The sequence below is a fragment of the Klebsiella sp. PCX genome (assembly GCF_021869705.1).
GTDB classification, from domain to species: domain Bacteria; phylum Pseudomonadota; class Gammaproteobacteria; order Enterobacterales; family Enterobacteriaceae; genus Klebsiella; species Klebsiella quasipneumoniae.
Window position 1 is genome coordinate 453,698 of sequence record NZ_CP091527.1, and the last position, 12,210, is coordinate 465,907.

General features: G+C 57.3%; 17 protein-coding genes. 11 read left to right on the forward strand and 6 right to left on the reverse strand.

Annotation, left to right across the window (positions count from 1 at the left end):
• Positions 1 to 14: 14 nt before the first annotated feature.
• Positions 15 to 323 (reverse strand): biofilm peroxide resistance protein BsmA, encoded by a 309-nt coding sequence (bsmA, locus tag GQR96_RS02105; RefSeq protein WP_065878178.1) that lies wholly within the window; start codon positions 321 to 323, stop codon positions 15 to 17.
• A 209-nt stretch (positions 324 to 532) separates the two neighbouring features.
• Here bsmA and yjfP point away from each other — a divergent pair, with 209 nt between their 5' ends.
• Positions 533 to 1,249: an esterase gene (gene yjfP, locus GQR96_RS02110; RefSeq protein ID WP_004206452.1), complete on the forward strand. Its 717-nt coding sequence runs from the start codon at positions 533 to 535 to the stop codon at positions 1,247 to 1,249.
• On the opposite strand, the gene ulaR is transcribed toward yjfP, so the two are convergent.
• On the reverse strand, positions 1,246 to 2,001 hold the full coding sequence (ulaR, locus tag GQR96_RS02115; protein ID WP_004206453.1) for an HTH-type transcriptional regulator UlaR: 756 nt from the start codon (positions 1,999 to 2,001) through the stop codon (positions 1,246 to 1,248). The two genes, yjfP and ulaR, sit on opposite strands and share 4 nt — an antisense overlap.
• Positions 2,002 to 2,108: 107 nt before the next feature.
• Positions 2,109 to 3,173, reverse strand: a complete 1,065-nt coding sequence (ulaG, locus tag GQR96_RS02120) for an L-ascorbate 6-phosphate lactonase (protein WP_049003758.1) — start codon at positions 3,171 to 3,173, stop codon at positions 2,109 to 2,111.
• A 363-nt stretch (positions 3,174 to 3,536) separates the two neighbouring features.
• Here ulaG and ulaA point away from each other — a divergent pair, with 363 nt between their 5' ends.
• Genes ulaA through GQR96_RS02150 form a run of 6 tightly spaced genes read left to right on the forward strand, consistent with a single transcriptional unit; the run spans position 3,537 to position 7,946 of the window.
• The gene (ulaA, locus tag GQR96_RS02125) at positions 3,537 to 4,937 is read left to right on the forward strand and encodes a PTS ascorbate transporter subunit IIC (protein WP_017900593.1); all 1,401 of its coding nucleotides are present in this window, start codon (positions 3,537 to 3,539) and stop codon (positions 4,935 to 4,937) included.
• A 12-nt stretch (positions 4,938 to 4,949) separates the two neighbouring features.
• Positions 4,950 to 5,255 (forward strand): PTS ascorbate transporter subunit IIB, encoded by a 306-nt coding sequence (ulaB, locus tag GQR96_RS02130; RefSeq protein ID WP_002885682.1) that lies wholly within the window; start codon positions 4,950 to 4,952, stop codon positions 5,253 to 5,255.
• 9 nt (positions 5,256 to 5,264) lie between these two features.
• Positions 5,265 to 5,732, forward strand: a complete 468-nt coding sequence (ulaC, locus tag GQR96_RS02135; RefSeq protein WP_023319570.1) for a PTS ascorbate transporter subunit IIA — start codon at positions 5,265 to 5,267, stop codon at positions 5,730 to 5,732.
• A 13-nt stretch (positions 5,733 to 5,745) separates the two neighbouring features.
• Positions 5,746 to 6,396 carry a 3-keto-L-gulonate-6-phosphate decarboxylase UlaD gene (ulaD, locus tag GQR96_RS02140; RefSeq protein WP_008807179.1) on the forward strand — a complete coding sequence of 217 codons (651 nt, stop codon included), beginning with the start codon at positions 5,746 to 5,748 and terminating at the stop codon, positions 6,394 to 6,396.
• A gap of 9 nt (positions 6,397 to 6,405) precedes the next feature.
• The gene (locus GQR96_RS02145; RefSeq protein ID WP_065878177.1) at positions 6,406 to 7,260 is read left to right on the forward strand and encodes an L-ribulose-5-phosphate 3-epimerase; all 855 of its coding nucleotides are present in this window, start codon (positions 6,406 to 6,408) and stop codon (positions 7,258 to 7,260) included.
• Positions 7,260 to 7,946 (forward strand): L-ribulose-5-phosphate 4-epimerase, encoded by a 687-nt coding sequence (locus GQR96_RS02150; protein WP_004206461.1) that lies wholly within the window; start codon positions 7,260 to 7,262, stop codon positions 7,944 to 7,946. Before GQR96_RS02145 ends, GQR96_RS02150 begins: the two co-directional genes overlap by 1 nt.
• 63 nt (positions 7,947 to 8,009) lie before the next feature.
• Here GQR96_RS02150 and GQR96_RS02155 read toward each other — a convergent pair whose 3' ends face one another.
• Positions 8,010 to 9,203 (reverse strand): MFS transporter, encoded by a 1,194-nt coding sequence (locus GQR96_RS02155; protein WP_004177693.1) that lies wholly within the window; start codon positions 9,201 to 9,203, stop codon positions 8,010 to 8,012.
• Between the two features lie 149 nt (positions 9,204 to 9,352).
• Positions 9,353 to 9,628 (reverse strand): YdgH/BhsA/McbA family protein, encoded by a 276-nt coding sequence (locus GQR96_RS02160; protein WP_004206463.1) that lies wholly within the window; start codon positions 9,626 to 9,628, stop codon positions 9,353 to 9,355.
• A gap of 341 nt (positions 9,629 to 9,969) precedes the next feature.
• On the opposite strand from GQR96_RS02160, the gene rpsF reads away from it, so the two are divergent.
• The 4 genes from rpsF to rplI are packed head-to-tail and all read left to right on the forward strand — an operon-like array spanning position 9,970 to position 11,408.
• A complete protein-coding gene (gene rpsF, locus GQR96_RS02165; RefSeq protein ID WP_002885691.1) occupies positions 9,970 to 10,365 on the forward strand; it encodes a 30S ribosomal protein S6 in 396 nt (131 codons plus the stop codon).
• A 5-nt stretch (positions 10,366 to 10,370) separates the two neighbouring features.
• On the forward strand, positions 10,371 to 10,685 hold the full coding sequence (gene priB / locus GQR96_RS02170) for a primosomal replication protein N (protein WP_002885722.1): 315 nt from the start codon (positions 10,371 to 10,373) through the stop codon (positions 10,683 to 10,685).
• Positions 10,686 to 10,689: 4 nt separating this feature from the next.
• Positions 10,690 to 10,917: a 30S ribosomal protein S18 gene (gene rpsR / locus GQR96_RS02175; protein ID WP_000135199.1), complete on the forward strand. Its 228-nt coding sequence runs from the start codon at positions 10,690 to 10,692 to the stop codon at positions 10,915 to 10,917.
• A gap of 41 nt (positions 10,918 to 10,958) precedes the next feature.
• A complete protein-coding gene (gene rplI / locus GQR96_RS02180) occupies positions 10,959 to 11,408 on the forward strand; it encodes a 50S ribosomal protein L9 (protein WP_004206464.1) in 450 nt (149 codons plus the stop codon).
• A 108-nt stretch (positions 11,409 to 11,516) separates the two neighbouring features.
• Here rplI and GQR96_RS02185 read toward each other — a convergent pair whose 3' ends face one another.
• On the reverse strand, positions 11,517 to 12,191 hold the full coding sequence (locus tag GQR96_RS02185) for a LysM-like peptidoglycan-binding domain-containing protein (RefSeq protein WP_023319573.1): 675 nt from the start codon (positions 12,189 to 12,191) through the stop codon (positions 11,517 to 11,519).
• Between the last annotated feature and the right edge of the window lie 19 nt (positions 12,192 to 12,210).

The following is a 12,210-nucleotide window of genomic DNA, read 5'->3' on the forward strand; positions in this document are numbered from 1 at the left end:
AAGACACCGCCTCGTCATCGACGATAGAGGATCGCCTGCGAATACCACTGGCCGGGTACCATGGTGTCATCGATCATGATGATGACGTAGTAATCGGCTTTGGCCGCTTCTGCTTTGGCCTTCAGCGCCGCTTCGACATCCATCGGCGAACCGTACATCAGTACGCTCACCGTGGCCATTTTCTGCAGGCTAGCCGTCTGGTTGCGCTGGATCTCCTGCGGATGGTCGGTGGCGGGCGGCGGGGCTTCCGGCGTTCCCTGCAGAGCACTACACCCGCTGAGGACGATAGCCAGTAACCACGGAGACAACCTGCGCATAACCATATCTCGTTTCCTGATAGTGATAGTGTAGTGGTAGCCTTAACAGGATTTCCGGGGAATGTTCCCGAACTGTTATCTCTGACGCGATTTTCGAATGAAAATGTTGTGAAAGCGTAACCGGGTTCTCAACATTATGAATCGTAGCAAACTGGGTTGCCTGGTGAATGCATTTTCCCATGCCGCCTAACCACAATAGAGAAGGGAGACGATAAATGATTGCACTAGAAATGCGCAACCTCGGCGGTGGCGAAATTTTGCATGCCTGCCCGCAGGAGAGTCTGGACAAACCACTGCCCTGTATCGTCTTTTATCATGGCTTTACCTCGTCGAAACTGGTTTACAGCTACTTTGCGGTGGCGCTGGCCCAGGCGGGTTTCCGGGTGATTATGCCGGACGCGCCGGAGCATGGCGCGCGCTATCACGGTGATGAGACCGGGCGGATGCAGCGCTTCTGGCCGATCCTGCAGCAGAATTTCAGCGAGTTTCCCGCGCTGCGTGAGGCGATTATCGCCGAAGGCTGGCTGGAAGGAGAGCGACTGGCGGTGGCGGGGGCGTCGATGGGGGGAATGACGGCCCTGGGTATCATGACGCACCATCCCGAGCTGAACAGCGTCGCCTGCCTGATGGGATCAGGCTATTTTCGTTCGCTGTCGCAAACCCTGTTTCCCTCGCCTGGCTTTGATGGCGACAGCCTCAGCGAATGGGATGTCAGCCATCAGCTGGCGTCGCTCGCCCGGCGGCCGCTGTTGCTCTGGCATGGCGATGCCGACGACGTGGTGCCGCCGGAAGAGACCTTCCGTCTTGAGCAAGCGCTCAGGCAGAGCGACCTTGCCGCCAGGCTGACCTGCGTCTGGCAGAAAGGCGTCCGCCATCGCATCACCCCGGAGGCGCTGGCCACGACGGTCGCCTTTTTTCAGCAGCATCTTTAAACGCGGATCACGCTGACGCCCTGGTCCTCAAGCTGCTTGAGGATCGCGGCATCGGCCTGTTTGCCGGTGATCACCACGTCAATTTGCCCGGCCTGGCTGAATAACATCCCGGCGCGCTCGCCGATCTTGCTGCTGTCGACCAGCACCGCCAGCTTGCCGACCACGCTGAGCATTTTCTGCTCGGCCATGGCGGTCAACATATCTGTTTTGTATAACCCCTCGGCGGTTAACCCTTTGCCGCTGGTGAACATCCAGTGCCCGGCATAGAGGCTGTTTTCACTGCCGTGGGGGCTGAGGGTGATGGCGTGGCTGCGGTTGTACTGCCCGCCCATGATAATCACGCTGTCGTGTTCCTGGTCGATCAGGTAGTTGGCCAGCGGCAGATAGTTAGTGATGATCTGCACCGGTTTGCCGCACAGTTCACGCCCCAGCAGAAAGGCGGTGGAGCCGCAGTTGATGACGATGCTCTCACCCGGCGCGATCAGTTGCGAAGCGGCGCGCGCAATACGCACTTTTTCATCCAGATTCTGCGCCTGGTGGATATTCATCGGCGTCCAGCGGGGGCGCTGCTCGCTAATGGCTTCCGCGCCATTGCGTACCTTTTTCAGTTTGCCGCTTTCATCCAGCTTGTTGATATCACGTCGGGCCGTTGCGGGTGAGATCCCGAGCCGCGACATCACCTGCTCTACGGTAACAAACCCCGTTTGGGCGAGCAGATCCAGCAGAATTTGGTGCCTTTGCGCTTCCGTCATGAGCGAATCCGATTAAAAGTGAACGGCAAAGATGATATTTGAAATCATGTGAAAATACTAACCCTGCGGCGGGGTATTTCCGGCAGGCAGTGCCTGCCGGAGGCGGCTTACAGGAAGGATTTGAACGGCAGGTCCGGCTCAATGGTAAAGCAGTCATCGAAGCCGCGCGGGTAGTGATATTCGAAATTGTCTTTATCCAGCGGCCAGGTAAATTTGCCGCCGACCTGCCAGATAAACGGCTTGAAGCCGTACTTCAGACGATCTTTTTTCATCTCCCACAGGACGCGGATCTCCTGCGGATCGGCCTGAAAGTTCGACCAGATATCATGGTGGAACGGGATCACCACCTTCGCGTTGAGCGACTCCGCCATACGCAGGATATCGGCGCTGGTCATTTTGTCGGTGATCCCGCGCGGGTTCTCGCCATACGAGCCGAGGGCGACGTCAATCTGATGCTCGTTGCCGTGTTTCGCGTAGTAGTTGGAGTAGTGGGAATCGCCGCTGTGGTACAGGTTGCCGCCCGGTGTTTTAAACAGATAGTTGACCGCGCGCTGGTCCATCCCGTCCGGCAGCACGCCGGCGGCTATTTGATCCGCCGGGAGGGTGATCAGCGCGGTACGGTCGAACGCGTCGAGCGCGTGGATCTCAATGTCCTTAATCTTCACGACATCGCCGGGCTTCATGACGATACAGCGCGCTTTCGGCACGCCCCAGCCGATCCACATATCGACGCAGGTTTTCGGGCCGATAAACGGCACATCGGCCGGGCAGTTCTGCATGACGGCGGCGGCGACGTTGACGTCAATATGATCGTTGTGATCGTGGGTCGCGAGGACCGCGTCAATCTGGCGAATGGCGAATGGATCGAGCACGAACGGGGTGGTGCGCAGATTGGGCTGGAGCTTCTTCACCCCTGCCATCCGCTGCATCTGATGGCCGGTTTTCATCAGTGGATTGCCGTGGCTCTGCTTGCCGGTGCCGCACCAGAAATCGACGCAGACGTTGGCGCCGCCTTCGGATTTCAACCAGATGCCGGTACAGCCCAGCCACCACATGGCGAAGGTGCCGGGCGCAACCTGCTCCTGCTCAATCTCTTCATTCAGCCAGCTACCCCATTCCGGAAAGGTGTTCAGGATCCATGATTCACGGGTGATGGTCTGTACTTTACTCATCGCGGTCTTCCTCGTGCATTTTCAAAAGTAATCATTATTTGATTGGTTTTGATTTATATTGTCACTGTGCTTCCAGGATTGCAATCATGTTTTCCACCCCTTTTGCGATCTGATACGCATGATCTCCCATCTTTTTCACAGCTTACGTGCCTTGGTTTTAGTTTTATCTATATGATTTAAAATGTTTATTTATGTTTCATTATAAATGAATGGAAATAACCTGAGTGAAAGAAAGGATTATTGCGGTGTGCGTCACATTTAATCAAATTTAATCTTGTTGTGATTACTTTTGATTATTAGAGTGAGCAGCGAGAAATGCTGAGCGTAAGGCGCGTTCAGCGCCTTCACCATCGGGAGTGTGTTATGGCAATCCTCTACAACATCTTTACCGTTTTCTTTAATCAGGTGATGACTAATGCCCCGCTGCTGCTGGGTATCGTGACCTGCCTGGGCTATATCCTGCTGCGTAAAAGCGTCAGCGTGATTATCAAAGGCACCATCAAAACCATTATCGGTTTCATGCTGTTACAAGCCGGCTCCGGTATCCTCACCAGCACCTTTAAACCGGTGGTGGCGAAAATGTCAGAGGTGTACGGCATTAACGGCGCCATCTCTGACACCTATGCCTCGATGATGGCGACCATCGACCGGATGGGCGAGGCGTATAGCTGGGTGGGCTACGCGGTGCTGCTGGCGCTGGCGCTGAATATCTGTTACGTCCTGCTGCGCCGGATTACCGGCATCCGCACCATCATGCTGACGGGCCATATCATGTTTCAGCAGGCGGGGCTGATTGCGGTCTCGTTCTTTATTTTCGGCTACTCCATGTGGACCACCATCATCTGCACCGCGGTGTTGGTGTCACTCTACTGGGGCATTACCTCCAATATGATGTACAAGCCTACTCAGCTGGTCACCGACGGCTGCGGTTTTTCTATCGGGCACCAGCAGCAGTTCGCCTCGTGGATTGCCTACAAAGTGGCGCCCTGGCTGGGGAAAAAAGAGGAGAGCGTCGAAGACCTCAAGCTGCCTGGCTGGCTGAACATCTTCCACGACAACATTGTTTCCACCGCGATTGTGATGACTATCTTCTTCGGTGCGATCCTGCTCTCTTTCGGCATTGACGTGGTGCAGGCGATGGCGGGTAAAACCCACTGGACGGTCTATATCCTGCAGACCGGTTTCTCCTTCGCGGTGGCGATTTTCATCATCACTCAGGGCGTGCGGATGTTCGTCGCCGAGCTGTCCGAAGCCTTCAACGGTATCTCGCTGCGTCTGATCCCCGGGGCGGTGCTGGCGATCGACTGCGCCGCTATCTATAGCTTCGCGCCGAATGCGGTGGTCTGGGGCTTTATGTGGGGCACCATCGGTCAGCTGATTGCCGTCGGCATTCTGGTCGGCGTCGGCTCCCCGATTCTGATTATTCCAGGTTTTATCCCTATGTTCTTCTCCAACGCGACGATTGGCGTTTTTGCCAACCACTTTGGCGGCTGGCGCGCGGCGCTCAAAATCTGCCTGGTGATGGGCATGATTGAAATATTCGGTTGCGTATGGGCGGTGAAACTCACCGGCATGAGCGCCTGGATGGGGATGGCGGACTGGTCGATTCTGGCGCCGCCGATGATGCAGGGCTTCGCCTCCGTCGGGCTGGCGTTTATGGCCGTCATCATCCTGATTGCACTGGCTTATATGTTCTTCGCCGGCCGCGCGCTGCGCGCCGAGGAGGACGCGGAAAAAAAACTGGCAGAGGCCTCTGCCCAATAAGGAGTTCTGATTATGACCGTACGTATTCTGGCTGTGTGTGGTAACGGGCAAGGCAGTTCCATGATCATGAAAATGAAGGTGGACCAGTTTCTGACGCAATCCAACATCGACCACACGGTAAACAGCTGCGCGGTAGGTGAATACAAAAGCGAGCTGAACGGCGCGGATATCATCATCGCTTCAACCCATATCGCGGGGGAGATTACCGTCTCCGGTAATAAACATGTGGTGGGCGTGCGTAACATGCTTTCGCCAGCGGATTTCGGTCCCAAGCTGCTGGAGGTGATTAAAGCTCACTTCCCGCAGGACGTGAAATAAGGAGCGGCCATGAAACTTCATGAATCGCTGGCGCAGAACCACTCCATCCGCCTGCAGGCGGAAGCGGAAACCTGGCAGGAGGCGGTAAAAATCGGCGTCGATCTGCTGGTGGCCGCCGACGTCGTGGAACCGCGCTATTACCAGGCCATTCTCGACGGCGTGGCCGAGCACGGCCCCTATTTTGTGATTGCCCCCGGGCTGGCGATGCCGCACGGGCGGCCGGAAGAGGGCGTCAGGAAAACCGGGTTTGCGCTGGTGACCCTGAAAAAACCGCTGATTTTCAACCACGAAGATAATGACCCGGTCGACATTCTGATCACCATGGCGGCGGTTGACGCCACCACTCACCAGGAGGTGGGGATTATGCAGATCGTTAATCTGTTTGATGATGAAGCCAATTTCGACCGTTTACGCGCCTGCCGCAGCGAGCAGGAAGTGCTGGATTTAATTAAAAACGCCACCGCAGCGGCTGTTTAAAAGGAACACTATCATGTCATTACCTATGTTACAGGTCGCACTGGACAACCAAACGCTGGCCAGCGCCTACGAGACCACCCGCCTGATCGCCGAAGAGGTGGATATCATTGAAGTCGGCACCATCCTTTGCGTCGGCGAAGGGGTGCGTGCGGTGCGCGATCTGAAAGCGCTGTATCCACATAAAATTGTGCTGGCGGACGCCAAAATCGCCGACGCCGGCAAGATTTTGTCGCGAATGTGCTTTGAAGCCAACGCCGACTGGGTCACGGTGATCTGCTGCGCCGATATCAATACCGCCAAAGGGGCGCTGGATGTCGCCAAAGAGTTCAACGGCGACGTTCAGATCGAGCTAACCGGCTTCTGGACCTGGGAGCAGGCGCAGGCATGGCGCGAGGCGGGCATCCAGCAGGTGGTTTATCACCGCAGCCGCGACGCGCAGGCGGCGGGCGTGGCGTGGAGCGAGGCGGATATCAGCGCAATTAAGCGTCTGTCCGATATGGGCTTCAAAGTGACCGTCACCGGCGGCCTGGCGCTGGAGGACCTGCCGCTGTTCGCCGGCATCCCCATCCACGTCTTTATTGCCGGGCGCAGCATCCGCGATGCCGCTTCGCCGGTGGAAGCGGCGCGCCAGTTTAAACGCTCTATCGCCCAGCTGTGGGGTTAAGGAGCGGCTATGTTGGCGAAACAAATTCCGCTCGGCATCTATGAAAAAGCGCTCCCCGCCGGGGAGTGCTGGCTGGAGCGACTAAAGCTGGCGAAAGCGCTGGGCTTTGATTTTGTGGAAATGTCCCTCGATGAAACGGACGCTCGCCTTGCGCGGCTGGACTGGAGCCCGGAGCTGCGTCTGGCGCTGGTCAAGGCGGTGGCCGAAACCGGCGTCCGGGTGCCATCGATGTGCCTGAGCGCCCATCGCCGTTTTCCACTGGGCAGCGAAGATGACGCGGTGCGTCTTCAGGGGCTGGAAATCATGCGCAAAGCCATCCAGCTGGCGCAGGATGTCGGGATCCGGGTGATCCAGCTGGCAGGTTACGACGTCTATTACCAGCAGGCGAACGATGAGACGCGGCGCCGCTTTCGCGATGGCCTGAAAGAGAGCGTCGAGATGGCCAGCCGGGCCCAGGTAACCCTGGCGATGGAGATTATGGACTACCCGTTGATGAACTCGATCAGCAAAGCGCTGGGCTACGCCCATTACCTGAATAATCCGTGGTTCCAGCTTTATCCCGATATCGGCAATCTGTCGGCGTGGGATAACGACGTCCAGATGGAGCTGCAGGCCGGCATGGGGCACATCGTGGCGGTGCACGTCAAAGATACCCGGCCCGGCGTCTTTAAAAACGTGCCGTTCGGCGAAGGGGTCGTCGATTTTGAACGCTGCTTCGCAACCCTCAAACAGACCGGCTACTGCGGCCCGTATCTGATTGAGATGTGGAGTGAAAGCAGCGCGGATCCGCTAGCGGAAGTGGCGAAGGCGCGCGACTGGGTGAAAGCGCGGATGGCCCGCGCCGGGCTGATGGAGGCGGCGTAATGCAACAACTGAAACAGCAGGTGTTCGAGGCCAATATGGATCTGCCGCGCTACGGCCTGGTGACCTTCACCTGGGGCAATGTCAGCGCGATTGACCGGCAGCGCGGGCTGGTGGCGATCAAACCCAGCGGCGTGGCCTACGACGCCATGACCGTCGATGACATGACGGTGGTCGATCTACAGGGCAACGTGGTGGAAGGACGCTGGCGTCCCTCCTCTGATACCGCTACCCATCTGGCACTCTATCGCCGTTATCCCGGCCTTGGCGGAGTGGTGCATACCCACTCGACGCACGCTACCGCCTGGGCGCAGGCGGGGCTGGCGATCCCGGCGCTCGGCACCACTCATGCGGACTACTTCTTCGGCGATATCCCTTGCACCCGGGCGCTTAGCGCGCAGGAGGTGGATGAGGCCTACGAGCTGAACACCGGAAAGGTGATTATCGAAACGCTGGGTGAGGCAAACCCGTTGCATACGCCGGGGATCGTCGTCTATCAGCACGGGCCATTCTCCTGGGGGAAAGACGCCCACGAGGCGGTGCACAACGCGGTAGTGATGGAAGAGGTGGCGCGCATGGCGTGGATTGCCCGCGGCATTAATCCGCAGCTGCAGCCGATTGACAGCTGGCTGATGGAAAAACATTTTCTGCGTAAGCACGGGCCGAACGCCTACTACGGGCAGAAGTAAACGACGCGCTCCGGGGCTTTCACCCCTCACGGTGAAGCAACTGGTCTGGCCCCGGGGCCGTTTTTAATCCTGACGATAGGCCGACGGCATCACGCGCATGCCGATGAGCGTGACCACGCAAATTATCGCCCCGGCGTAAAACGTCGAGGCGGCGCCGAAGGTTTCCCACAGTACCCCCGCGCCGGTGCTGGCCAGCAGCAGAGCCAGGCCACTCATCAGATTAAACATACCGAACGCCGTGCCGCGTAGCTCCGGTGGCGCCGTATGGGCGACCATCGCCGCCAGCAGGCCCTGGGTCATTCCCATATGAATCCCCCACAGCGCGACGCCGATCAGCAGCGTGCTCCAGTGGCCGCTGAGCGCCAGCACGATATCGGCGAGGATCAGCACCAGCAGCCCCCACTGCAGCAGTTTGCTGTGGCTCATGCTGTCTGAGAGTTTACCGAACGGGTAAGCCGTGAGGCTGTAGACCAGGTTCATCGCCACCATCACCAGCGGGATGGTATAGAGCGGGATCTCCATCTGCTGGGCGCGCAGCACCAGAAAGGCTTCGCTGAAGCGGGCGAGGGTGAAAATGCTGCCGATCGCGACCACCCACCAGTAGGCGGCGGAGAGCTTTTTCAGGTTTTCGCGCTTCAGCGGATTGCTGCGTTTGTGCGCGATGGCGGATTTTGGCTCCTGTAGGCCGAATCCGAGCAGGAGAATGGAGAGCACGGCGGGAATGACCGCCACCCAGAAAATAGCGTGAAAATCGTTGGCCCAGATAAACATCAGCAGCACCGCCAGCAGCGGGCCGAGAAAGGCGCCGACGGTATCCAGCGCCTGGCGTAGTCCGTAGGCGGCGCCGCGGATCTCCGGTGGGGTGACGTCGGCGACCAGCGCATCGCGCGGCGCGCCGCGAATACCTTTGCCTACGCGGTCAATCATGCGGGCGCTAAACACCACCCCGGCGGTAGGGGCGATGGCAAACAGCGGCTTGCTGAGCGCGCCCAGGCCGTAGCCCAGCAGCGCCAGTCCTTTACGCTTGCCGACATAGTCGCTGATCGCGCCGGAGAAGACCTTCAGGATCAGGGCGGTGGCTTCCGCCAGCCCCTCGATAAGACCGATAATTATCACGCTGGCGCCGAGGGTAGTGGCCATAAACAGCGGTAAGAGGCTGTGGATCATCTCGGAGGAGACATCCATCAGCAGGCTGACGCCGCCGAGTACCCAAACGCCTTTGGGGATACGGCCTAAGGTGGCGAAACGCGGAACCATCAATCACTCCTGATTATCAAATGGCGAGTGGCTGATTAAATCAGGTTGCGATGACGCTGGTAAGTCGGTTTGTAAAATAATTCTCAATTGCGTTTAGGTGAGGGTTTCGCTTCGCCCCTCGCGAGGAGAGGCGAAGAATGGGCCCGGCGTTAGCGGTATATCACCGCGCTGGCGCGAAGCGGGCCGTTGGTTTCTGGTTCATGCATCAGGATGGGCTGGAAGTATTTCGCCCCCTGCGCATCGCTCAGCTGGCTAAGGGCCTGTTCAGCCTCGTGCTCAGTGGCCATATTATGATTGATATAGATAACGCCGAGGCTCTGCACGTCGTCCATGTTGCGGGCCTGTCGTTCGGTGATTTGGATAGCTGCCAGCGCGTTGGCGCTGAAGAAAAGCGCAGCCATCATGGCGATGATTTTCAGTTTCATATACTACGCTCCTGACTGACAGTCCTGACGCTGACTCGGGGGCTCTCCTGTGGTCGTTGGGCTTTGATATAAGTGTAATCGCTGCGCGTTCGTCGCATGGCGACCTTTTCTGATGCAGTTGTTCAAAAAAATGCCGCTTCCTTTGCTGGTTAATTTTAAATCACCCACTTAGCGCAACTTGACGCATAGTGCGAATTATTTGTGCAAATGCGCTTGTGTTCCTGGGGGGCCGCCATTAGAATGACGCGTCAATTTTTCAGCCGCCCTTTAACACGTTCCTTGCCTCCATGGGCCGCGGCTGACCCAGACAGGAGGCTGAATAATCCGTAAGGAGCAATTCGATGCGTCATTACGAAATCGTTTTTATGGTCCATCCTGACCAGAGCGAACAGGTTCCGGGCATGATCGAACGTTACACTGGTGCAATCACTGCAGCAGCAGGTACGATCCACCGTCTGGAAGACTGGGGCCGCCGTCAGCTGGCTTATCCGATCAACAAACTGCACAAAGCTCACTACGTTCTGATGAACGTTGAAGCGCCGCAGGAAGCGATCGATGAGCTGGAAACTAACTTCCGCTTCAACGACGCCGTTATCCGCAGCATGGTAATGCGTACTAAGCACGCTGTTACCGAAGCATCTCCGATGGTTAAAGCGAAAGACGAGCGCCGTGAGCGTCGCGAAGATTTCGCCAACGAAACCGCAGATGATTCTGAAGCTGGGGATTCTGAAGAGTAATCCTGATGACCAACCGTCTGGAGCTGTCCGGCATTATTTGCAGGACTCCACTTCGTAAGGTCAGCCCGTCAGGAATTCCTCACTGCCAGTTCGTGCTTGAGCATCGTTCAGTGCAGGAGGAAGCCGGTTTTCACCGGCAGGCATGGTGTCAGATGCCCGTTATTATTAGCGGTCACGAGAACCAGGCCATTACTCACAGTATAACGGTCGGTAGCGCAGTAACCGTTCGAGGGTTCATCTCTTGCCATAAGGCAAAGAACGGCTTGAGCAAAATGGTTCTGCATGCCGAGCAGATTGAATTGATAGATTCTGGAGACTAGCCATATGGCACGTTATTTCCGTCGTCGCAAGTTCTGCCGTTTCACCGCGGAAGGCGTTCAAGAGATCGACTATAAAGATATCGCTACGCTGAAAAACTACATCACCGAAAGCGGTAAGATTGTCCCGAGCCGTATCACCGGTACCCGTGCAAAATATCAGCGTCAGCTGGCACGCGCTATCAAACGCGCTCGCTACCTGTCCCTGCTGCCGTACACTGATCGTCATCAGTAATCGGTCACGGTCCATTAATACGACTTTGAGAGGATAAGGTAATGCAAGTTATTCTGCTTGATAAAGTAGCAAACCTGGGTAGCCTGGGTGATCAGGTTAACGTTAAAGCGGGCTATGCTCGTAACTTCCTGGTCCCGCAGGGTAAAGCTGTTCCTGCTACCAAGAAAAACGTTGAATTCTTCGAAGCGCGTCGCGCTGAACTGGAAGCCAAACTGGCTGACGTTCTGGCAGCTGCTGAAGCTCGTGCTGCGCAGATCAACGCCCTGGAATCCGTAACCATCGCGTCTAAAGCTGGCGACGAAGGTAAACTGTTCGGTTCCATCGGTACTCGCGACATCGCTGACGCTGTCACTGCAGCAGGCGTTAAAGTTGCTAAGAGCGAAGTTCGCCTGCCGAACGGCGTTCTGCGTAACGTTGGCGAGCACGAAGTGGACTTCCAGGTTCACAGCGAAGTATTCGCTAAAGTTATCATCAACGTGGTTGCTGAGTAATCGGCATCTGACGTTCTGGTAACAACAAACCGCCGGCCTTGTGCCGGCGTTTTGCTTTCCAGAGCCCTTCATTTTGCGGCGGCGTAACGCTCGCTGTCGTCTTCTCTGCTAGCGCGCACGCACAAAACTGCCATTCGACTGGCGGGTAAACAGCACCTGCTGACCATTGCCGGTATCAATAGTGAGCCCGGTGACCACGCCGTTGGCGTTCTGCCGAATCTGCACCGTCTGTCCGCTCTGCAACGTGCTTAATGGTTTACCAGCGCCTTCAACCTGCGCCATGGCGTAGACGTCGGTGGCCGGCAGCCCATGATCGCGGAACAGCTGGGCCAGGGTTTTGCCCGACTCGATGCGATAGGTTCGCCACTGTTGCTCAATGCCCGGCGCGGACTGCTGCGATGAGGATTGATAGGGCTGGGAGGCAGCGGGCTGTTGCGTTTGCGCCTGGTCCGGTTGCTCATCCTGAATCGGCTCCGGGGCGACCGGTGCCATCTGGTCGGCATCGCTCACGGTAGGCGTATTGGTGATCGGCGGCAGGGGAACGGCCTGATTGCCGCCAGCTTGCGGCTGGGACTGCGACTGCAGATTCAGATTTGCTTCACGGCTGGTGGTCGCCGGGTTTTGGCTATCGTCAGAGGGAAGCAGAATGCCGATGATAACCAACAGGAAGCCAGCGATAATTCCCCGGCGGTGCATCGGGGGCAGTGGGTCCAGGAGGCGAAAATGATCCGGGGCGTGCCAGATTTTCGCCAGGGTAGATGTCAGTTCAAAGCGCCCGGGCATGGCTTTCCTCCTGCTCCGC

Excerpts from the sequence above, each read along its gene's own strand:
- bsmA (WP_065878178.1), bottom strand. The coding sequence starts at position 323 with ATGGTTATGCGCAGGTTGTCTCCGTGGTTACTGGCTATCGTCCTCAGC.
- yjfP (WP_004206452.1), top strand. The coding sequence starts at position 533 with ATGATTGCACTAGAAATGCGCAACCTCGGCGGTGGCGAAATTTTGCAT.
- ulaR (WP_004206453.1), bottom strand. The coding sequence starts at position 2,001 with ATGACGGAAGCGCAAAGGCACCAAATTCTGCTGGATCTGCTCGCCCAA.
- ulaG (WP_049003758.1), bottom strand. The coding sequence starts at position 3,173 with ATGAGTAAAGTACAGACCATCACCCGTGAATCATGGATCCTGAACACC.
- ulaA (WP_017900593.1), top strand. The coding sequence starts at position 3,537 with ATGGCAATCCTCTACAACATCTTTACCGTTTTCTTTAATCAGGTGATG.
- ulaB (WP_002885682.1), top strand. The coding sequence starts at position 4,950 with ATGACCGTACGTATTCTGGCTGTGTGTGGTAACGGGCAAGGCAGTTCC.
- ulaC (WP_023319570.1), top strand. The coding sequence starts at position 5,265 with ATGAAACTTCATGAATCGCTGGCGCAGAACCACTCCATCCGCCTGCAG.
- ulaD (WP_008807179.1), top strand. The coding sequence starts at position 5,746 with ATGTCATTACCTATGTTACAGGTCGCACTGGACAACCAAACGCTGGCC.
- GQR96_RS02145 (WP_065878177.1), top strand. The coding sequence starts at position 6,406 with ATGTTGGCGAAACAAATTCCGCTCGGCATCTATGAAAAAGCGCTCCCC.
- GQR96_RS02150 (WP_004206461.1), top strand. The coding sequence starts at position 7,260 with ATGCAACAACTGAAACAGCAGGTGTTCGAGGCCAATATGGATCTGCCG.
- GQR96_RS02155 (WP_004177693.1), bottom strand. The coding sequence starts at position 9,203 with ATGGTTCCGCGTTTCGCCACCTTAGGCCGTATCCCCAAAGGCGTTTGG.
- GQR96_RS02160 (WP_004206463.1), bottom strand. The coding sequence starts at position 9,628 with ATGAAACTGAAAATCATCGCCATGATGGCTGCGCTTTTCTTCAGCGCC.
- rpsF (WP_002885691.1), top strand. The coding sequence starts at position 9,970 with ATGCGTCATTACGAAATCGTTTTTATGGTCCATCCTGACCAGAGCGAA.
- priB (WP_002885722.1), top strand. The coding sequence starts at position 10,371 with ATGACCAACCGTCTGGAGCTGTCCGGCATTATTTGCAGGACTCCACTT.
- rpsR (WP_000135199.1), top strand. The coding sequence starts at position 10,690 with ATGGCACGTTATTTCCGTCGTCGCAAGTTCTGCCGTTTCACCGCGGAA.
- rplI (WP_004206464.1), top strand. The coding sequence starts at position 10,959 with ATGCAAGTTATTCTGCTTGATAAAGTAGCAAACCTGGGTAGCCTGGGT.
- GQR96_RS02185 (WP_023319573.1), bottom strand. The coding sequence starts at position 12,191 with ATGCCCGGGCGCTTTGAACTGACATCTACCCTGGCGAAAATCTGGCAC.